This is a genomic window from Paraburkholderia caledonica, assembly GCF_000383275.1.
In the GTDB taxonomy this organism is placed as follows: Bacteria; Pseudomonadota; Gammaproteobacteria; order Burkholderiales; family Burkholderiaceae; genus Paraburkholderia; species Paraburkholderia caledonica.
In genome coordinates this window covers 135,110-155,629 of record NZ_KB911043.1, presented here as the reverse complement: position 1 = coordinate 155,629, position 20,520 = coordinate 135,110, and the positions used below count along the sequence as shown (strand labels likewise).

At 61.7% G+C, this 20,520-nt stretch carries 21 protein-coding genes; 8 read left to right on the top strand and 13 right to left on the bottom strand.

Going from position 1 to position 20,520, the window contains the following annotated elements:
* Positions 1-190: 190 nt before the first annotated feature.
* The 4 genes from H281_RS0125575 to H281_RS0125560 all read left to right on the top strand — a co-directional run bounded on the left by H281_RS0125575 (position 191) and on the right by H281_RS0125560 (position 3,518).
* Positions 191-739, top strand: coding sequence for an iron transporter (locus H281_RS0125575; protein WP_020069984.1), 549 nt, complete (start codon positions 191-193; stop codon positions 737-739).
* Positions 740-857: 118 nt separating this feature from the next.
* Positions 858-1,190, top strand: coding sequence for a cupredoxin domain-containing protein (locus H281_RS0125570; protein WP_020069983.1), 333 nt, complete (start codon positions 858-860; stop codon positions 1,188-1,190).
* Between the two features lie 79 nt (positions 1,191-1,269).
* The gene (locus H281_RS0125565) at positions 1,270-2,115 is read left to right on the top strand and encodes an FTR1 family iron permease (protein ID WP_020069982.1); all 846 of its coding nucleotides are present in this window, start codon (positions 1,270-1,272) and stop codon (positions 2,113-2,115) included.
* A complete protein-coding gene (locus tag H281_RS0125560) occupies positions 2,112-3,518 on the top strand; it encodes a 4Fe-4S binding protein (protein ID WP_027804945.1) in 1,407 nt (468 codons plus the stop codon). The genes H281_RS0125565 and H281_RS0125560 overlap by 4 nt, the downstream gene beginning before the upstream one ends.
* A gap of 312 nt (positions 3,519-3,830) precedes the next feature.
* Here the strand turns inward: H281_RS0125560 and hemP are convergent, their stop codons facing one another.
* The 4 genes from hemP to H281_RS0125535 all read right to left on the bottom strand — a co-directional run bounded on the left by hemP (position 3,831) and on the right by H281_RS0125535 (position 6,369).
* A complete protein-coding gene (gene hemP, locus H281_RS0125555) occupies positions 3,831-4,094 on the bottom strand; it encodes a hemin uptake protein HemP (protein WP_020069980.1) in 264 nt (87 codons plus the stop codon).
* Between the two features lie 227 nt (positions 4,095-4,321).
* Positions 4,322-4,804, bottom strand: a complete 483-nt coding sequence (locus H281_RS0125550) for an SRPBCC family protein (protein WP_020069979.1) — start codon at positions 4,802-4,804, stop codon at positions 4,322-4,324.
* Between the two features lie 85 nt (positions 4,805-4,889).
* A complete protein-coding gene (locus H281_RS0125545) occupies positions 4,890-5,288 on the bottom strand; it encodes an OsmC family protein (RefSeq protein WP_020069978.1) in 399 nt (132 codons plus the stop codon).
* 202 nt (positions 5,289-5,490) lie between these two features.
* Positions 5,491-6,369 (bottom strand): pirin family protein, encoded by an 879-nt coding sequence (locus tag H281_RS0125535; RefSeq protein ID WP_020069976.1) that lies wholly within the window; start codon positions 6,367-6,369, stop codon positions 5,491-5,493.
* A 122-nt stretch (positions 6,370-6,491) separates the two neighbouring features.
* Here H281_RS0125535 and H281_RS0125530 point away from each other — a divergent pair, with 122 nt between their 5' ends.
* Positions 6,492-7,487, top strand: a complete 996-nt coding sequence (locus H281_RS0125530; RefSeq protein ID WP_020069975.1) for a LysR family transcriptional regulator — start codon at positions 6,492-6,494, stop codon at positions 7,485-7,487.
* Positions 7,488-7,871: 384 nt separating this feature from the next.
* On the opposite strand, the gene H281_RS0125525 is transcribed toward H281_RS0125530, so the two are convergent.
* The 9 genes from H281_RS0125525 to H281_RS0125485 form a co-directional block, all read right to left on the bottom strand.
* Positions 7,872-8,291 carry an ExbD/TolR family protein gene (locus tag H281_RS0125525; protein ID WP_020069974.1) on the bottom strand — a complete coding sequence of 140 codons (420 nt, stop codon included), beginning with the start codon at positions 8,289-8,291 and terminating at the stop codon, positions 7,872-7,874.
* A gap of 28 nt (positions 8,292-8,319) precedes the next feature.
* Positions 8,320-9,051 carry a MotA/TolQ/ExbB proton channel family protein gene (locus H281_RS0125520; RefSeq protein ID WP_020069973.1) on the bottom strand — a complete coding sequence of 244 codons (732 nt, stop codon included), beginning with the start codon at positions 9,049-9,051 and terminating at the stop codon, positions 8,320-8,322.
* Between the two features lie 26 nt (positions 9,052-9,077).
* Entirely contained in the window at positions 9,078-9,812 is a 735-nt protein-coding gene (locus tag H281_RS0125515) for an energy transducer TonB (protein ID WP_027804944.1), read from the bottom strand.
* Between the two features lie 290 nt (positions 9,813-10,102).
* Complete coding sequence (locus H281_RS0125510) at positions 10,103-10,339, bottom strand: (2Fe-2S)-binding protein (protein ID WP_020069971.1); 237 nt, start codon at positions 10,337-10,339, stop codon at positions 10,103-10,105.
* 219 nt (positions 10,340-10,558) lie between these two features.
* Complete coding sequence (gene murI, locus H281_RS0125505) at positions 10,559-11,443, bottom strand: glutamate racemase (protein ID WP_020069970.1); 885 nt, start codon at positions 11,441-11,443, stop codon at positions 10,559-10,561.
* A gap of 148 nt (positions 11,444-11,591) precedes the next feature.
* Positions 11,592-12,071, bottom strand: a complete 480-nt coding sequence (gene bfr, locus H281_RS0125500; RefSeq protein WP_020069969.1) for a bacterioferritin — start codon at positions 12,069-12,071, stop codon at positions 11,592-11,594.
* Between the two features lie 183 nt (positions 12,072-12,254).
* On the bottom strand, positions 12,255-13,778 hold the full coding sequence (locus tag H281_RS0125495; RefSeq protein ID WP_020069968.1) for a fumarate hydratase: 1,524 nt from the start codon (positions 13,776-13,778) through the stop codon (positions 12,255-12,257).
* 52 nt (positions 13,779-13,830) lie between these two features.
* Positions 13,831-14,397 carry a TIGR00645 family protein gene (locus tag H281_RS0125490; protein ID WP_020069967.1) on the bottom strand — a complete coding sequence of 189 codons (567 nt, stop codon included), beginning with the start codon at positions 14,395-14,397 and terminating at the stop codon, positions 13,831-13,833.
* A gap of 275 nt (positions 14,398-14,672) precedes the next feature.
* Positions 14,673-15,566, bottom strand: coding sequence for a DMT family transporter (locus H281_RS0125485; protein WP_020069966.1), 894 nt, complete (start codon positions 15,564-15,566; stop codon positions 14,673-14,675).
* Positions 15,567-15,924: 358 nt separating this feature from the next.
* Between H281_RS0125485 and acs the strand changes: the two genes are divergently transcribed.
* The 3 genes from acs (at position 15,925) to H281_RS0125470 (ending at position 20,494) form a co-directional block, all read left to right on the top strand.
* Entirely contained in the window at positions 15,925-17,907 is a 1,983-nt protein-coding gene (gene acs / locus H281_RS0125480) for an acetate--CoA ligase (protein WP_027804943.1), read from the top strand.
* 137 nt (positions 17,908-18,044) lie between these two features.
* Positions 18,045-18,479: a DUF4212 domain-containing protein gene (locus H281_RS0125475; RefSeq protein WP_051121043.1), complete on the top strand. Its 435-nt coding sequence runs from the start codon at positions 18,045-18,047 to the stop codon at positions 18,477-18,479.
* Positions 18,476-20,494 (top strand): sodium:solute symporter family protein, encoded by a 2,019-nt coding sequence (locus tag H281_RS0125470; protein WP_020069963.1) that lies wholly within the window; start codon positions 18,476-18,478, stop codon positions 20,492-20,494. Before H281_RS0125475 ends, H281_RS0125470 begins: the two co-directional genes overlap by 4 nt.
* The last annotated feature ends 26 nt before the right edge of the window (positions 20,495-20,520 follow it).

The window sequence follows — 20,520 nt, the reverse complement described above, 5'->3', positions numbered from 1 at the left end:
ATCCTTAAGCCCCTGCTGGCATAAGGCTCGGCGTGCGTCCGTATTTGTTCCAGCAGGCGAGAGATGATAAACTCGACCAATATTGAGAATGGTTCGCATTAACGTTCAATTATGCGATCTGCTTCGGTTCGTCGCCCGACGCACTGTTCCAATGGGATCAAATCGAGTCTGATAAAAACAAGGAGTTTCAATGCGGATTTCTTCATTTGTGCGTGGCGGCATTGCCACGGCTGCGGCGATGGCGGCTCTCTCGGCAACGGCCGCCGAATATCCGATCGGCAAGCAGCAGATTCAGGGCGGCATGGAAATTGGCGCGGTGTATCTGCAGCCGATCACGATGGAGCCGGAAGGCATGATGCGCAAGGCGTCGGATTCGGACATCCACCTCGAAGCGGACATCCACGCAGTCAAGAACAATCCGACAGGCTTCGCGGAAGGCGACTGGATGCCGTATCTGCAAGTGCGCTACGAACTGACTAAAGCCGGTTCGAAAGAGACGCAGAAGGGCGACATGATGGCGATGGTCGCCAACGACGGCCCGCACTACGGCGACAACGTGAAGCTGCAAGGCCCTGGCAAGTATCACCTGAAGATGATCGTCGAAGCGCCGATGCAAACCGGCCACATGGCGTTTGGTCGCCACGTCGACAAGGAAACCGGCGTGGGTCCGTGGTTCAAGCCGATCACGCTTGAATACGACTTTACGTTCGCCGGCATCGGCAAGAAGGGCGGGTACTGATCTCCACGATCGTCGCAACTCGTCACCTGGCAGTATGCGAGCACGCTGTGACAGGTGAATGAATGCAGCAGGCGGCGCGCGGACTCCACGCCTCGCGCCGCGTTTTCTGGAAACGCCAATGAGAATCAACCGAAAGATCGCTGTGCTTGCCTCGTCGATTTTGCTGGCGGGCGCGGCGCATGCAGCCGATCTGCCCACGTTCAAGCTCGAAATGAACGACGGCAAGCTGAATCCGGCCCGCATCGAAGTGCCGGCGGGGCAGCGTATCAAGATCGAGGTGCGTAATACCGGCAAGGGCGCCGCCGAGTTCGAAAGCGTCCAGTTGCGTAAGGAAAAAGTCCTCGCGCCGGGCGCGGATTCTTTCGTCGTGATCGCTCCGCTGGAACCCGGCGAGTACAAGTTTTTCGACGATTTCCACCAGCAGGCGCAGGGCGTGATCGTCGCGAAGTAGCGGTGGTTTTTGAGGCGGGCGCGAAGGCTTAGGGCCGCTGCGCTCGCAAGAGCAGTTGCAGAGCAGAAGGGAGTCCTTGATGGGTCAGATTCTATTCATCGTGTGGCGGGAAAGTGTCGAGGCATTGCTGGTCGTCGGCATCCTGTACGCGTGGCTGAAAAATGGCGACGACGATGCGCGCCGCGGTCTGCCGTACCTGTGGGGCGGCGTCGTGGTTGGCCTGATCGCAGCGGTGGCGCTCGGCGCAGCACTCGTCGGCTTCACCGAGGTGCTCTCCGGCGACGCGCAGGATTATTTCCAGACCGCGATGGTGCTGGTTGCCTGCGTGCTGATCGTGCAAATGGTTCTGTGGATGAAGCAGCACGGCCGCTCGCTGAAACGCGACATGGAACGCTCGCTGCAACAAAGCCAGCGCGACTCCAACTGGTGGGGCGTGGCGCTGCTCGTGGCTCTCGCGATCGCGCGCGAAGGCAGCGAGACCGTGATTTTCCTGTACGGCCTCGGCTTCGGTCAGTCCGGTCACGTGGACACCAACCAGATGCTCGCGGTCGTGATCGGCCTCGGTCTCGCATTGCTCACGTTCTACGTTCTGCAGTTGGGCGGCAAGTTCTTCTCGTGGCGGCTCTTTTTCCGCGTGACGGAAATCATGCTGCTGTTCCTCGGCGCGGGGCTCTTTCAAACGGGCGTCGATAAGCTGATCGACAAGGAATTCCTGCCGACCATCGTCGACCAGATGTGGAACACGTCGGCTGTGCTCGATGATTCGAGCACCTTCGGCTCGCTCGTCGCGACGCTCACCGGTTATCGCGCGCATCCCGCGCTGATGAATCTGATTGCGTACGCGGTGTACTGGGCGGTCGTCTATCTGCTGCTGCGCCGTGCCAACCGCAAGCCGGCGCAACAAGCGGCAGGGCGTGCAGCATGAGTACCGTCATGACCCGCCCGGGGCGTCTCGCCGCGGCCGGGCAGTGGATGCAGCGTCACGGTTCCGCAATCCGCGGCATCCAATGGGTCGTGGTCACGGTGTACGCGTTGCTGATCCTCGTTCCGGCTGTGATGCCGTTGCCGGACGACAGCGCGCATTTGTGGAACAACCTGACGCTTGCGGCCCAATTCGTGTTCTGGGGCATCTGGTGGCCGTTCGTTCTGCTGTCGATGGTCATGCTCGGCCGCGTCTGGTGCGGCGTGCTGTGTCCCGAAGGCGCGCTCGCGGAATTCGCCAGCAAGCATGGTCGCGGCAAAGCGATTCCGCACTGGATGCGCTGGGGCGGCTGGCCTTTCGTCGCGTTCGGCATTACGACCATCTACGGTCAGATGGTGAGCGTCTATCAGTACCCGAAAGCGGTGCTGCTGGTGCTCGGCGGCTCGACGTTGGCGGCCATCGTCATCGGTCTGCTGTACGGGCGAGAGAAGCGCGTCTGGTGCAAATACCTGTGCCCCGTCAACGGGGTTTTTTCGCTTCTGGCGCGCCTCGCGCCGTTCCACTACAAAGTCGATGAAGATGCATGGCGCCGCTCGTACAAGAACGGCGAACACGGGCATCGCGTGATTCCGATCAATTGCGCGCCGCTCGTGCCGTTGCGCAATATGAAGGGCGCGTCCGACTGCCATATGTGCGGCCGTTGCAGCGGCCACCGCGACGCGATTGCGCTCACGTGGCGCGCGCCGTCGTCGGAAGTCGTGCAGCTCGGCGACAAGCAGGCGAATGTGTGGGACACCGCGCTGATCCTGTACGGCCTGCTCGGTATTGCAATTGGCGCATTCCACTGGACGGCTTCGCGCTGGTTCGTCGACCTGAAGATGTTCTTCGCCACGTGGCTCGTCGATCACGACATCACATGGCCGCTCGATACGAACGCGCCGTGGTTCCTGTTCACGCATTACCCGGAACAGAACGACGTGTTCTCGTGGCTCGACGGCACGATGGTGATCGGCTACATCCTCGCGACGGCGCTCGTCTACGGCACTGCGCTGCTCGTTCTGATGACGGGCGCGACGCGCATGCTCGGGCGCTTTAGCGCCGTGCGTCTGCATCACCTGACGCAAGGGCTGATTCCGATTGCAGGTGCGGGCGTGTTCCTTGGTTTGTCGGCCACCACGTTGTCGCTGTTGCGCGCCGAGCATGTGCCGCTGTGGTGGGCATCGGACCTGCGCATCGCGATTCTGGCGATCGCCAATCTGTGGAGCGCATGGCTCGCGTGGCTCGTCACGCGGCGCTACAGCGAGCGCTTCGTTCAACGCGGCCTCGCCATGCTCTGGTTTGCCGCTGCGCTCGCCGTGGTCGACAGCGCCTGGTGGCTGATGTTCTGGGGCTGGGCCTCGAAGTAGGCGGGATCGGGCGACTACTCTGCTGGGCACTCGCGTGCCTAAGCCGCCCGACACAAAAAACAGAAGCCGTGTAGACGATCTCGCGACATCGCGGCATCGTCTACACGGCTTTTTCATTGGCATGACGGTACACGGTAGCTCGTGTCCGCATGGGCGGGAACCAAAAAAGCGGCCTGGCTGGCTGCGACGGCTGGCTTGGTGTCTGCACGAAGGGGTCTAGTTCTCACGTGCAAGCCGTCGTGGCTGGCTAATGCCTAACACCTCTCTGGGAGGTGGTCCCCACAATACCCGGTACTGAAATCTCGTTCGTCGTTACTTGGTCAGGATCAGCTTGCCCAAACGGGTGGCGCGCAGTTGATACGTTTCCCCGTTATGCAAAATGCTGATGTGACTATGTCCTTGCAGCAAAGCGTCGCTACGCACCACCCGTTCGGCCGTTTCGCCGGAACCGTTCGCACGCTCGGCAGCAGGCTTGGCGGCGGCCGTTGCCGTCGCTGCGGAAGCCTTCGGACGGCTGGTCAACGCAGCGGCCGGGCGGCGCAGGCTGAGCGTGCTGGTGCGAGTGGTATCGGTCATTCGTCTTCGCTGTTGTTTGATTCGATGGATGAATTCTAAATGATAACCATTCCTATTTACAAGAGGCAGAAATTCATCGGTTGAGACTTTCGATAGGCGCAGCGAGATCGAGACGAAAGGCGGAGCAGGGGAGAATGCGCAGGGTGTTGCGCAGCGCGGTCCGGCGCCGCCCCGGACAGGTGATTCACCCGGGCGGCGGCGGGGATGGTAGACCAGAGGCAGGCCGCTCAATGCAGCGAGCCCGGCTCCTGTTTCGCCTGCACATACTGACGAATCAGCCGCACCGTATCGATGTCGTTCTCGCGGTAAGCCGACTTGACGATCTCCTGCGTCTGCACGGCGTCCTGGTCGTCGGAAACGGGCAGCGTGGTCGCGTATTCGAAGCGCAGGAACAGTTGCAGTTCATCCGGCTGTTCGATCGTCATCGTCAGCGAGCCGCCGACATAGTCCGCTGTCGGCAGGATGTCGTAGCGCACGGCCTGGCTCTCATGGAGCGTCACGCGATCGCGCACGGTGGCCTGGCCATAGTGCAGTTCCCGCTCGATCGTATTGCCTTCGCGCGAGAGGATCGTGCAGCTGTCGAGTCCGATCACGAACAGTTGCGGCTGTTCGGCGCGCAGCACGAGGCCTTCCCACAACTGCTCGCGGGTCATGGAGTCGACAAACGGATTCAACGGGTCGTTGATCTGGATAAGGTGTTCGAAATTCAAGACGACGGCATCCTATGAAAGCGTTGCAAGCGTTGCAGTAACGCGGCCCGGACAGCTTCGCGCGCGTGCCGGGCCGTTCGCAGCGTCACGCGACAGTCAGACCCGATCGGATCGTGATGGAGCGCGTGAGAATCTTGTGAACTGGGCATGCATTGGCAATTTGCAAGAGACGTTCCCGCTGTTCATCGGACAACTCGCCGAGCAGCGTGATTTTGCGGTCGATGGTCGAGCCCTCGTCGCTCTGTTCGATACCGAGGGTCACATGCACCTCTTCGAGCGGCCAGTCCTTGCGCTGCGCGTACATCTTGAGCGTGACCGACGTGCATGCGCCGAGGCTCGACAGCAGCAGCGAAACCGGAGTGGGGCCGCGATCGCCGCCGCCGAGCGATTCGGGTTCGTCGGCGAGCCACGTGTGCTTGCCGTCGTCGAGACGGACCTGGTAATTTGTCGAACCGATATGCGCGGTGACGGTGGCTTCTGCCATGCGGGCTCCTGAGCAGGACGGAAAACGCCGCGCGCGGCGGCTCGACGGCGTCAAGACGAGGGCGCGGCAGGAATTGCTATTGTGAACGAAGTCGGCGGCATTTGCGCCGCGAGTGCGCGCGGGTTCGCGGGAGGCGGCAACCTGGCATCGCGCGCCGGTTTGGCAAATATCTGCGCCCCGGCGCGCGCGCACGGCAAGTTGCTCAGTGGGTGATCGAACCCATACGGCCGGCCTGATAATCGACGACCGCCTGGCGGATTTCGTCTTCTGTATTCATGACGAACGGACCATAGCGCACAACGGGTTCCTTCAACGGCACGCCGCCGAGCAGCAGTACCTCGAGCGGCTCGGCGCCGGCCGTGAGCGTAATCGAGTCGCCGTCGTTGTTGAACACCACCATCTTGCGCGGATCGATTTCCTGGCGTGCGTCGCCTTCGCCGTAAAAGCCCTTGCCCGACAGGCCGTATGCAAATACGCGATAGTCAGCGGGCACCGGCTGCCGGATCGTCGCGCCGGGTTGCAACGAAAAGTGCTGGTACAGAATCGGCGTGCGTGTTTCAACAGCGGCTTTCACACCGAGCGCCTCGCCGGCGATCACCTTCACGCGAACTTTGCCGTCGGCCGAGGTCGCCACCGGAATTGCCGACGACGGCATCTCCTGATAACGCGGCGCGATCATCTTGTCGCGGCGCGGCAGATTCACCCACAGTTGCAAGCCATGCACGCGTCCGCCTGTCCGCACAAACGACGGGTCGGGCATCTCGCTATGCACGACGCCCGCGCCCGCGGTCATCCATTGCACGTCGCCGGCATGCAGGGTGCCGGAGTGGCCCGCCGAATCCTTGTGGCCGAACTGGCCTTCGAGCACATAGGTGACCGTTTCGAATCCGCGATGCGGATGGTCGGGCGCGCCTTTGGCCTCGCCGGGCGCGTAGTCGACCGGTCCCATTTCGTCGAGCAGCAGGAACGGATCGAAGTCCATCAGCATGCGCGTGGGAAACGGGCGGTGGACGACGAAACCGCCACCTTCGGTCGTGCGAACGGCAGGATAAGTGCGTTCGATCGTGCGTGTCGCGGTCATCAATGTCACCTCGAAAAATGGGGAATAGCGTTATTTTTGAAACATGGAGCTATTATAGGGACCGTTTTTTCGGGTGCCAGCCGCCGTCACGCAATGGATTGTTCTATTACTGGAACGATGAGATGAAGATCGATTCACACAATCTGAACGACCTGATGTATTTCTCGCAGGTCGTCGAACATGGCGGTTTCTCCGCCGCCGAACGCGTGCTGGGTATCTCCAAGTCGCGGCTGTCGCGCCGCTTGACGGAGCTCGAAGCGTCGCTCGGCGTGAGGCTGTTGCAGCGCTCGACACGCAAGCTCGCGCTCACAGAGGCGGGCCAACTTTTCTACCAGCATTGCCAGGCGATGTTGAGCGAGGCGCAGGCCGCCGTGAATGTCGTGCAGCAACTGCGTTCGTCGCCGCGCGGTACGGTGCGCGTCAGCGTGCCGGTCACGATTTCGCAGACAATACTGTCGACCATCCTGCCGGAATTCATGCATCGCTATCCGGAAGTGCGCGTCGTCATGCGCGTGACCAACCGCGTGGTCGATCTGTTCGAAGATTCGATTGACGTCGCATTGCGCGTGCGCTCCGATCCTCCGGAAAACGCCAATATTGTCGTGCGTCCTCTATGGCGTACGCAGCAGATGCTGGTCGGCGCGCCGAGTCTGTTGCAGCAGAATGCGCCGCCGCTGCAACCGGGAGATCTGTCGCGCTTCGAAACGCTCGATGTACCCACGGGCGACGGACGGCACGTCTACAACCTGATCGCGCCGGACGGCACGCGTCACGTACATGAACACGAGCCGCGTCTCGTCACCGCCGATCTGTTGACGATTCGCGAGGCCGTACTCCGTGGGGTAGGTATCGCTGCGTTGCCGGAGATGATGTACGGCGCCTCGTTGCGCGCGGGCCAGTTGTCGCCGGTGATGCCTGGCTGGACTTTTCCTATGCCGCAGTTGTACGCCGTTTTCGTGTCGCGTCAGGGAATGGTGCCGGCCGTGCGCGCTTTCGTCGACTATCTGGTCGAGATGCTCGATCCCGATGAAGGCAAGCACATCATGGGCGAATGCCCGGCGTCCGAAACGCGCCAGCAGCCCGTACCCGTGCGTGCGGCGGCCGCTATCGCGTCCTAGCGGATCGCGAGCTTCGGGGCATCGTTTTTAGCATTGAAGCGCGGGCTGTCATGAGTACTTTCAATGGCCATTTGCTTGTGTGCGCGAGCTCATGGGGCTATATTGAAATCCCTTCGCTAAGGAGTCTCTTATGCGAAAACTCATGGCCGCTATCGTAGCCGGCCTGATAGGGCTGACCGCGCTGTCCGTGTCGAGCACGGCTGTCGCATGCGGTGATTCGAGCCAACAGTCTTCGGCTGATGGCAAATGATCCCGCCGCCCGAAGGCGCCAAGCGCGCACAAAAAAAGGCCTTCATCGTTTGATGAAGGCCTTTTACTTTTCAGCCCCTGTTTCATGGGCTTTTCTTCACTTCCGGGTGCTGCGCCCCACCGAATCCGGCGAGGTCACTTGCCTTTAGGCTGCGTGACGAAACCGATTTTCGTCAGGCCACCGGCCTGCGCTGCAGACATTACCTGCGCGACCTTTTCGTAAGGCACTTTACGATCTGCATCGAGATGCAATTCGGGTTGCGGATTCGCCTGCGCGGCCTCTGCAATTTTCGCGCTCAGTTCGGCCTCGTCCACTTTCTTGTCGTTCCACAACACGTTACCGTCAGCGTCGACTGCGACCGTGACCTGAGCAGGCTTGGTGTCTTCCTTCTGACTGCTTGCATGCGGCAGATCGATTTTCACCGCATGACGGATCACCGGAATCGTCACCATGAAAACGATCAGGAGAACCAACATCACGTCGACGAGCGGCGTCATGTTGATTTCGTTCATCAGGCCGTCGTCATCGTCGCCGGCGAAGGGGCTCATTGCCATCTGTATGCCTCGTCGTTCAGTTGGCGCTTCAGTTGGCGCGAGTCGCGAGACGCAGGCCGTCGCCGCGCTTGGACGACGACAGGCGTGCGCCCGTCACGAAGAATGCGTGCAAGCCATGCGCGAAACGGCTCAGCTTGGCGACGATCGCCTTGTTGGCACGCGTCAGTGCGTTGTAGCCCAGCACGGCCGGAATTGCAACGAAGAGACCGAATGCGGTCATGATCAGCGCTTCGCCGACCGGGCCCGCCACCTGGTCGATCGATGACTGGCCGCTCGCGCCGATTGCCAGCAGCGCGTGATAAATGCCCCACACCGTGCCGAAGAGACCCACGAACGGCGCCGTGCTGCCGATCGACGCGAGAATTGCGAGTCCGCTCTGCATGCGCGCAACGCTTTCGTCCATCGTGTCCTTCAAACAGCGCGTGACCCAATCGGACACGTCCATGCGGTCGTGCAGATGCGGCTGCGTCTGGTGATGATGATCGGCCGCCTCCTGGCCCGACAGCGCGAGCGCGAGGAACGGATTGTCATGGGGCGTCGACGATCCGGCGCCAAGCTTTTTCACACCGTCAGCGAGATCGTCGGAATGCCAGAATGCCTGCTCGGCGTTCTTCGTGAGGCGGTTCAAACGCATCACGTTCCAGCCTTTGATGACGATCACGCTCCACGACATCACCGACATCACCAGCAGCGCGAGCGCGATGCCGCGCGTGACGAGATCCCCTTGCGCCCACACGTGCGCCAATCCGTAGTTTTGCATTGCAATTCCTTTTTTTGAAATCCGCTTCAATCTTCGAGATTGAAGTTGTAAGGCTGGGTGTACGCGGCCCGAACGGGTTGGCCGTCTTCGAGATAGGGTTTGCATGCGCTCGAATGCGCGGCGGCTAGCGCGGCGTCGTCGAGCCGGCTGAAGCCGCTGCTTTTCTTCAACTCGATGTTCTCGAGCTTGCCGGTCAGGCCCACCACGAACTTGACGTACGCGGTGCCGCTTTCCCCGCGGCGGCGCGAGAGGGCCGGGTAGTCCGGCTTCGCAATGTTGCAGTCGAGGTGCGAGACGTTTTTCGGCGCGGTGATTTCCATTGTCTGACGGCCGATTGCCGGAGCAGCCGGTGCCGGGGGCGCCGCCGGAGCGGGCGGTGCGGCCGGCGTCGGTTCGGCGGCCGCTACGGGCGTTGGCGACGGCGCGGGCGCCTCGTGCAGCGGCGCTGGCGTTGGCTTCGTCGGCGTCGGCTTGGGCTGCACCTTCGGCTTGCTGCGAACCGGCGGCGCCGGCGTGGGCGGGGGCGGCGCGACCGATTGCATCGCGACCGGCGCGGCAACCGGCGCCGGCGGCAGCAACTGCGCAGTCATCACGCGCGACTCGATGGTTGCCTCGACCGGATCGTGACGCAGCGTCAGGACGACGGCCAGCAGCGCGACGTGAACCGCCGCTACCATGGCGGTCGCCGTCAGGACGCGGGAATTCATTCGGGGGGACGAAGCCGGTGCGGCACCGGCTAAAGCGGTATGCGAAGCCTGCATGTTAGCGTGGCGGCGCGCTGTCGAGGGAGCGCGGCTGACAAAACATCGTCATGTTCGGAAGATCACCAGCGAAATACACATTGTGGTCACGAAACCAATCAGCAATTCCATCTCGAACTCCATTAATGGGTGAGCGGGTAGCTGGCTGGCAGGGATACTGGCTTGCTGACGGCAGTGCGATTAACTGAAAAGCGTTGAATCGGCACCAGAAAACAGGGAGCAACGGCTAACGATACGGAGCAGGCACTCAGACGTGCCTCACGTCCTCGCGCCAGGTTTCGAACGGTACGTTACGCCGCCTTGCGCTCGTAAAACATCATGGGCACAGCTTGCGGTTGGTGCTCGAAGCCGCAGCGGCTTGCGCACACGCCGCTTTGCATCATCACGTCGCGCACCGAATCCGCGCACTTGCCGCAGCAGGACGCAACGCCGAGCTCGAATTGCAGCTCGTCGAACGAATCGACGCCTTCCGCGATCGAGGCACGGATCTTTCGGTCAGAAACAGACTTGCAGACACAGACAATCATGGCAGGGCGTCATAGCTAACGTTAATGCGAATTATTATCATTATGTTTGAGCCGTTTGGCAAGCGTCCTACGCGGTTTTTTGTAACAAAACCAGACTCTTAGAAGGGTTTCGTCTATGCGGACGATGGCTAGGGAGGTGCGTCCGGGCTCGGCGAACACGCATTCAAGGCAGGCATAAAGCCGCCAGAAAGTCTCTGGAACGGGCGCCCGGAGAGGCTTTCAGGCAGGTTGCGAGGACGGTGCGGTACGGCGCGAAGGAATGAGTACGCGCTCGACCTGCGCGTCGATTTCCAGCAGCGTGGCGACAAGTTGCCGCAGATGCGTGCCGTCGCCGGTGGAATAGAAGCGCGGCAGCGCGGCGTCCGCCGTGTGAGGCGCTGCGCGCACGCCGTGTTGTTCGAGCACGCGCTCCAGCTGGCGGGCAATAGCCACGCTGGTGTCGATAAGCGCGAGCCGGTCGCCGACGATGTCGCGAATCGCGGCATCGAAAAATGGATAGTGCGTGCAGCCAAGCACCAGCGTGTCGGCGCCCGCGTCCAGCATCGGCTGAAGATAGCCGCGCAGGAGCGCGCGCAATTCCGCTGAACCGACGTCGCAGCGCTCGACCGCCTGCACGAGCCCGTGACCGGGCTGGCACAGAAAGCGGCAATCCGCGGCGTAGCGTTCCAGCAGCGCCTGAAAGCGCGCGCTGCGCAACGTGACTTGCGTGGCGAGCACGCCGGCGACTCGCGTTTTCGATTGCAGCGCGGCGGGCTTGATGCCCGGCTCGACACCGACGAGCGGAATGGACAGTTTCTCGCGAACCAGCGCGATGGACTGCGCGGTCGCCGTATTGCAGGCCACGACGAGCGCTTTCGCGCCCTGTTTGACGAGCCACTCGCCAATAGCCAGCGTGCGGTCGGCGATGAAGTCGTCGTCGCGCTCGCCATACGGCGCATAAAGCGAATCGGCGACGTAGAGCAACGCCTCGTCAGGCAACTGCGCCCGAACCGCTCGCAACACCGACAGCCCGCCGAGGCCCGAGTCGAAAATGCCGACGGGCGCCCGCGAATCCGCGCTCAGGGAGCCAATTGATGCGTTCAGAGACGACGATTGTTCGGGCATAAGCGATCGGGGCGGCCGGCACGGCGTTCAGGAAAAGCAGGGAAAAAGCGAAGCGAGCAAGTATATCGCCAACGCGGCGCATGCTATCCCGTATGAGCCGGGACCTGCGCCAGCGCTTGAGCGTGCCCAGCGGACCCGCGCGATCCGATCAGGACTCCACCGAGCCCATGGCGGTTTGCTGGTAGTTCTGAATGCCGACCTTGTCGATCAGGTCGAGTTGCGTTTCGAGCCAGTCGATGTGCTCTTCTGTGTCGTCGAGAATCTTCACGAAGATTTCACGCGAGATGAAATCGCGAACCGATTCGCAATACGCAATGGCTTCCTTGCAGGTGCTCTGCGAGATCTGCTCCAGCTTCAAATCGCATTCGAGAATTTCTTTCGTTTCCTCGCCGATCAGCAGTTTGTGCAGATCTTGCAGGTTCGGCAGACCGTCGAGCATGAAAACGCGTTCGATCAGCCAGTCGGCATGCTTCATTTCGCCGATCGACTCATCGTATTCATGCTTGCCGAGTTTCTCGAGGCCCCAATGCTTATACATCCGCGCGTGCAGGAAATACTGGTTGATCGCGGTCAGCTCGTTTTTCAACTGCGCGTTGAGGTACTCGATAACTTTCTTGTCGCCTTGCATGATCTTTCCTTTTTCGGGGGACTTCAATTTTCCAACAACAATAAACGCCATGCCTTAAAAAGCCAAGAGAACAGAACATCTTTCGACGTCGGTCCTGGCATGCGCGTAATGCGGGGCATCCATGAAAAAAGCCGGGACCGTGGCCCCGGCTTCTCAAGACACGCTATGCGCGTCGGCGGCGAATCAGACGGTTGCGACGGGAATCTTGCCGATCTTTGCCTGCCATTCCTTCGGGCCGGTCTGGTGCACCGAGGTGCCGCTCGAATCGACTGCCACTGTGACCGGCATGTCCTGCACGTCGAACTCGTAAATCGCTTCCATGCCGAGGTCTTCGAATGCGAGCACCTTTGCGCTGCGGATCGCCTTCGACACCAGGTAAGCCGCGCCGCCCACGGCCATCAGATACGCGGCCTTGTGCTTCCTGATTGCCTCGATCGCGACCGGTCCGCGCTCGGCCTTGCCGATCATCGAGATGAGACCCGTTTGCGACAGCATGGTCTCGGTGAACTTGTCCATGCGGGTTGCGGTGGTCGGGCCTGCAGGGCCGACCGCTTCGTCGCGCACCGGATCGACCGGACCCACGTAGTAGATCACGCGGTTCGTGAAGTCGACCGGCAGCTTCTCTCCCTTGGCCAGCATGTCCGCGATGCGCTTGTGCGCGGCGTCGCGGCCCGTCAGCATCTTGCCCGACAGCAGCAGCGTCTGGCCCGGCTTCCACGAAGCGACTTCTTCCGGAGTCAGCGTGTTCAGATCGACGCGCTTGCTCGTCTCCGTGTTCGGCTCCCATTGCACCTTCGGCCATGCATCGAGCGACGGCGCTTCGAGCTTGGCGACGCCCGAGCCGTCGAGCGTGAAGTGCGCGTGACGCGTGGCCGCACAGTTCGGGATGATCGCAACCGGCTTGGACGCGGCGTGCGTCGGGGCGGCCATGATCTTCACGTCGAGCACCGTGGCGAGGCCGCCCAGGCCTTGCGCGCCGATGCCGAGCGCATTGACCTTCTCGTGCAGTTCGACGCGCAGTTCCTCGATCCAGTCTTTCGGGCCGCGTGCGATTACGTCCTGAATGTCGATCGGGTCCATCAGCGATTCTTTCGCCATCACCATGGCTTTCTCAGCCGTGCCGCCGATGCCGATGCCGAGCATGCCCGGCGGGCACCAACCCGCGCCCATGGTCGGCACCGTCTTAAGAATCCAGTCGACGATGGAGTCCGACGGATTCAGCATCGCGAACTTCGACTTGTTTTCCGAGCCGCCGCCCTTGGCCGCGACTTGCACGTCGACCTTATCGCCCGGCACGATCTCGTAGTGAATCACGGCCGGCGTGTTGTCTTTCGTGTTCTTGCGCGCACCTTCGGGCGGGCTCACGATCGACGCGCGCAGCACATTGTCCGGGTTCAGGTAACCGCGGCGCACGCCTTCGTTGATCATGTCGGTGACGCCCATCGTCGCACCGTCCCAACGCACGTCCATGCCGACCTTCACGAACACTGTGACGATGCCCGTGTCCTGACAGATCGGACGCTTGCCTTCGGCGCACATGCGGCTGTTGGTGAGAATCTGCGCAATCGCATCTTTCGCGGCCGGGCTCTGTTCGAGTTCGTACGCGCGGCCCAGGGCCTGGATGTAGTCGAGCGGATGGTAGTAGCTGATGTATTGCAACGAATCAGCAATGCTCTGAATCAGATCTTCCTGTTTGATGACGGTCATGGCTAAGCTCGGTGGGGACGGTAGCGCTTTTTTCTGTTCGCAGGCTGTGCGGTCAGTCGTGCGCTTTCAGGGGAGTGGAACCGCTGGAACCCAGCGGCTGCAGATCCGCGGGTTCCTGAAAATGAGTCGGATGCGTGTGCGTGGTCAGCCGGTCGACCAGGGCCATGATCAGTGCCGAGACGAGGAACGCGACGTGGATGATGACCTGCCACATGATGGTGTGCGTCGAGTTCTGGTCCGGGCTGATAAACGTTTTCAGCAGATGGATCGACGAGATGCTGATGAGCGCCATGGCGAGCTTCACTTTCAGCACGCCGGCGTTCACGTGGTCGAGCCATTCCGGCTCGTCGGGATGGCCTTCCACACCGAGGCGCGACACGAACGTTTCATACCCGCCGATGATCACCATGATCAGCAGGTTCGAAATCATGACCACGTCGATCAGACCGAGCACGACCAGCATGATGTTGGTTTCGTCGAGCGTCATTGACGCTGTGACGAGATGCCAGACTTCCTTCAGGAACAGCACGACGTACACGGCCTGCGCGACGATCAACCCGAGATACAGCGGCACCTGCAGCCAGCGGCTCATGAAGATGACGACGGGCAGCGGGCGCATGGGTCGGCGTTGGCGCGGGGAATTGATTCGCGAAGCGGACATAGACAGAAATCGGATCGAACGCAGGTGACGGAACGTGGAGCAAATGAGCCCGACAGCGTGCGAATCACGCGCGCGGATCGGCACGGAAAGCGAAGTGCGCAAGGCGCGGTACGGGCGCGAGGCGAGCCCATTCTGGGCCGGCAGCGGCCCGGCAACGCTGGCATCAGCGCGCGCTATTGTACAGCGTTGGGCGAATTTGCTGCGGCGCGGCGGGCACGGTCGAGGTCCAACGCTTAGGATGCAACCGGCGGTACGCGCTTCACTTTCAGACTCGCGAGTCCAATGCCCGCAATCACGCACGCAAGCGCGACGCCGTGCGCAAGCGTCGGACGCTCGCCGAGAAACGCAATGCCGTAGATGGCCGCGGCAACCGGCAGCACGGCGCTGAATACGCCCGCAAGACTGCCGGGCACATGCCGGATGCCTTTCATCCAGAGCCAAAAGGAAAAGATGCTTGCGGATAGTCCATACCACAGCACCAGCGTCCACACGCCAGGCGGCACCGCGCGATAGTCGAAATCGACGAGCGCTGTCGCGCCGAACGGCAGCATCAACAGCAGGCCAAACAGATGCGTGTATGCACAGATGTCGATAGGTGCGAGCGTTTGCGTGAGGCGCCGCGACAGGATGATGTAGAGCGACTCGCAGCACACTGCGCCGAGCACCATCAGGTTGCCCGTGAACGAAGTCTCGCCGTGCGCGCCCCCATCGACATGCGCGAGATTGATGACCACCACGCCCGCAATGGCCAATGCAATCGATGCAAGCGCGCGTCCATTGGGACGCTCCTTGAGAATAAGCCACGACAGCAGCGCGACGACAGCCGGAATGGTGCTCGTGATGACGCCCGCCGCCACCGCACTCGTGCGCTGCACGCCATTGAGCATGAGTAGCGTAAACCCGAAGGTGCCGAAGAGCGCCTGCAGAAACAGATTGAGCCATTCATCGCGCTTTACGTGACGCAGTTTCGCGATGCGCAAAAGCGGCCACAGCACGGCCATAGCGATCACGAAGCGCAGCAGCGCGAACAGCGCAACGGGAACGAATTGGACAATCGATTTACCGATGCCGACATTGCTGCCGACGAGCAGCATCGAACCGATAAGGAGCAGGGCGTAGCGATTCAAACTGGAATCCGGGCAGCTAGTTCAGTTAGCATTGTATTAGGGCTCGCAACGCAGCCTCGTACGAATCGCGTTAGGGTTTGTGCGGGCAAACCGATGCCGCTCGCGTAAGTGGCCGGTAAGTTGCACCGCTTATGGTTGAACACGAGAGCGGACGTCGTCCCGCCTGCGTTTATGTTGCGTTGCGGCATGAAGCAGGCTGACGGAAACGGTCCGCGGCGCAGCGCGACATCACAATGTCAATGCGTGAGGCGGGAGACACGCGCCTGCAATCGTGTCTGATTGCGGCGTCCACATGACACGGCGCGCGAACGGTGCGCCGGCACAGGTTTTACGTTTCATCTTCACCAAGGGGTTGTCGATGTCTGCGATTGAATCGGTTCTTCAGGAACGCCGTGTTTTCCCGCCCTCCGCCGAAGCAGCGGCCGGTGCCACGATCTCCGGCATGGACGCTTACCATGCGCTGACCGCCGAGGCGGAACGAGATTACGAAGGCTTCTGGGGGCGCCTCGCTCGCGAGACGCTAAGCTGGAACAAGCCCTTCACGAAGGTGCTCGACGAATCGAAAGCGCCGTTCTACACGTGGTTCGAGGACGGCCAGCTGAATGCGTCGTACAACAGCATCGACCGTCACGTGGAAGCGGGCAACGGCGAGCGCGTCGCGATCATTTTCGAAGCCGACGACGGCACCGTCACCAACGTCACGTATCAGGATCTGCTGCAACGTGTGTCGCGCTTTGCGAACGCGCTGAAAACGCGCGGCGTGAAGAAGGGCGACCGCGTGGTGATCTATATGCCCATGTCGATCGAAGGCATTGTCGCGATGCAGGCATGCGCGCGGATCGGTGCGACGCACTCGGTGGTGTTCGGCGGCTTCTCGTCGAAGTCGCTCAACGAACGGCTCGTCGACGTGGGCGCAGTCGCACTCGTCACGTCCGACGAACAGATGCGCGGCGGCAAGGCGCTGCCGTTGAAGAACATCGCCGACGAAGCGCTCGCAATGGGCGGCTGCGAAGCCGTCAAGAGCGTGATCGTCTACCAGCGCACCGGCGGCAAGATTGCGTGGAACGAAAGCCGCGATCTGTGGATGCATGAGATCTCGCAAGCCGAGTCGGATCAATGCGCGCCCGAGTGGGTCGGTGCCGAGCATCCGCTTTTCATTCTCTATACATCGGGTTCGACGGGCAAGCCGAAGGGCGTTCAGCACAGCACGGGCGGCTATCTGCTGTGGGCCGCGCAGACCATGAAATGGACCTTCGACTGGAAGTCCAGCGACGTGTTCTGGTGTACCGCGGACATCGGCTGGATCACGGGTCACAGCTACATCACTTATGGTCCGCTGACGCTCGGCGGAACCCAGGTCGTGTTCGAAGGTGTGCCGACCTATCCGAACGCCGGCCGCTTCTGGGACATGATCGCGAAGCACAAGGTCACGCTGTTCTATACGGCGCCGACTGCGATCCGCTCGCTGATCAAGGCCGCGGAAGCCGATGCGAAAGTGCATCCCAAGAGCTACGACCTGTCGACGCTGCGCATCATCGGTACGGTCGGCGAGCCGATCAATCCGGAAGCGTGGGTGTGGTATTACGAGAACGTCGGCGGCGGGCGCTGCCCGATTGTCGATACGTGGTGGCAAACGGAAACCGGCGGCCACATGATCACGCCGCTACCGGGCGCAACGCCGCTCGTGCCGGGCTCGTGCACGCTGCCGTTGCCGGGCATCATGGCGGCGGTCGTCGACGAAACCGGCCAGGACGTGCCGAACGGGCAGGGCGGCATTCTGGTGGTGAAGCGGCCTTGGCCTTCCATGTTGCGTAACGTGTGGGGCGATCCGGACCGTTACAAGAAGAGCTATTTCCCCGAGGAACTCGGCGGCAAGCTGTATCTCGCCGGCGACGGCGCGGTGCGCGACAAGGACACCGGCTACTTCACGATCATGGGCCGTATCGACGATGTGCTCAATGTGTCGGGTCACCGTCTAGGCACGATGGAGATCGAATCGGCGCTGGTGTCGAACCCGATCGTCGCGGAGGCCGCCGTGGTCGGCCGGCCGGATGCAACAACCGGCGAGGCGGTATGCGCGTTCGTCGTGTTGAAGCGCGCGCGTCCGGAAGGCGAGGAGGCGGTCAAGCTTGCCAACGAATTGCGCAACTGGGTCGGCAAGGAAATCGGTCCGATCGCGAAGCCGAAGGACATCCGCTTCGGCGAGAATCTGCCGAAGACGCGTTCAGGCAAGATCATGCGCCGTCTGTTGCGTTCGCTTGCAAAGGGCGAGGAAATCACGCAAGACGTATCGACGCTAGAGAACCCGGCGATCCTCGATCAGCTCGGCGAGTCGCTTTAAAAAGCATGCGCCTGCCTGCACGTTACAGGTGAAAAGGCAGGAGCGTATCGGACGATGCGCTCCTCGCCGGATGCCTGATCAGCGCTCGGGCGGACAATCCCGATTGCCTGCGCGGTGCCTTTTTGATACATAGGCGCATGGCCGCGCCTCACCACTCTTCTCACGCTACTCAGAACCCCGCGCCCGAACCGCCGGCGGTGTCGGCGGCGCTCGCTCGCGCACATCAGAAGTACTGGCGCTTCAATCTCGCGCTCATCGCGGCGTTGATGTCGGTGGGCTTCGCCGTATCGTTCCTGTTGCCGCTCGCGGCACCGGCTCTCGCGCATCTGCGTTTTGCCGGTTTCAGATTGCCGTTTTACTTCGGCGCACAGGGCGCGATCCTGATGTATCTCGCGCTGATCGTGGTGTATATCGTGTCCATGCAGCGTGCCGACCGCCACTTGCAACGCGCGTTCGAGGCCGACGCTCACACTGCTGCCGACACCGGTGCCGCTTCAGGCGCAGGTGTGACCCCAAGCCCGACTGCCGCCGATGCCACTGAAGCAGGCGTGCGCGGGAACCTGATCCGATGAAGCTGACGAACAGGCTGGTTCGCTCATATGCGTTTTACACGCTTGGCTTCCTGCTGTTCATCTATGTGATGTGGCGCATCGAGCGCACGACCGGGCCGGGCATGTGGATCGGCTACGTGTTCCTGTTCGTGCCGATTGCCGTGTACGCGGTGATCGGCTTGCTGTCGCGCACGTCGGATCTCGTCGAATACTACGTAGCGGGACGGCGCGTGCCGTCCGCGTTCAATGGCATGGCGACGGCGGCGGACTGGCTTTCGGCGGCTTCGTTCATCGGCCTCGCCGGGTCCATCTACGCAACCGGCTACGACGGCCTGGCCTATCTGATGGGCTGGACGGGCGGCTATTGCCTCGTTGCGTTTTTGCTCGCGCCATACGTGCGCAAGCTCGCGCGCTACACGATTCCCGATTTCCTCGGCACACGTTTTTCGAGCAATGCGGTGCGCGGCCTCGCGGCGTTGTCGGCGATTCTCTGTTCGTTCGTTTATCTGGTCGCGCAGATTCAGGGCGTCGGCCTGATTGCGACACGCTTCATTGGTGTCGACTTTGCCGTGGGCATTTTCTGCGGACTTGCGGGAATTCTCGTGTGTTCGTTTCTCGGCGGCATGCGCGCGGTGACGTGGACACAGGTTGCGCAATACATCATTCTGATTTCGGCGATCCTGATTCCCGTTTCGATGATCGCGCATAAGGACGGGCTCGGCTGGGTGCCGCAATTGAGTTACGGCCGTTTGATGGAGCGTATGGAGAGCCTCGAGAAGCAGGTGCGCGACGAGCCGCTCGAGCAGACCGTGCGCGACGATTATCGCCGCCGGGCCGCGCTGATGCAGCAGCGGCTCGACATGCTTCCGCATTCATTCGTCGCGCAGAAGCTGAAGCTCACACAGGAGGTGGCGGATCTGCGCCGCCGCAATGGTCCGCTGCGCGAGATCAAGGAGCGCGAGAAAGCGCTCGAGCAGTTTCCGCGCGATGCCGCCGCCGCGCAGATCGTTTGGAGCCAGCAGCGAGATGAGATGCTGATGCGTGCCGCCGCGCCGCTGCCGATGCACGAGCCGTTCCCCGCGGCGAGCGATGACGACCGTCGGATGCACGAGCGCAACTTTCTTTCGCTTTTACTGTGCCTGTCGCTTGGCACGGCGAGCTTGCCGCATATTCTGACGCGCTATAACACGACGACGTCGGTCGCGTCCGCGCGACGCTCGGTCGGCTGGACGCTCTTTTTCGTCGCGCTGTTTTATGTGACCGTGCCGGTGCTCGCGGTACTGATCAAGTACGAGATGTTGACGAACCTCGTCGGTCATCACTTTTCCGATCTGCCGCAATGGCTCACGCAATGGCGCAAGGTGGAGCCGAGCCTGATCACGCTCGCGGACACCAATGGCGACGGCATCGTGCGATGGAGCGAGATTCAGATGCAGCCCGACATGGTGGTGCTTGCCGCGCCGGAGATCGCGGGATTGCCGTATGTGATGTCTGGCCTGATCGCGGCGGGCGCATTGGCCGCGGCGCTTTCGACGGCTGACGGTTTGCTGCTGACGATTGCGAACGCCTTATCGCACGACGTGTATTACCACATGGTCGACCCGGGCGCGTCGAGTCAGCGGCGCGTGACCATTTCGAAGATTCTGCTGCTCGGAGTGGCGCTGTTTGCGTCGTATGTGGCCTCGCTCAACACGGGCAACATTCTGTTTCTGGTCGGCGCGGCATTTTCACTGGCGGCGTCGAGCCTGTTTCCGGTGCTGGTGCTGGGTGTGTTCTGGAAGCGCACGACGCGGCTCGGCGCGGTGGCGGGCATGCTGGCGGGGCTACTCGTGTGCATCTACTACATCGTCTCGACCTATCCCTTCTTCGCGCAGATGACGGGCTTTGCGGGGCCGCGGTGGTTCGGCATCGAACCGATCAGCTCGGGCGTGTTCGGCGTGCCGGCGGGCTTTCTGGTGGCGATCGGCGTAAGCCTTTTCGACCGCAAGCCGGATGCTTATACGACGGCGCTGGTGGACTATATCCGTCATCCGTAGAGCGGTTTGCGCGAGGGTGTAGCGGA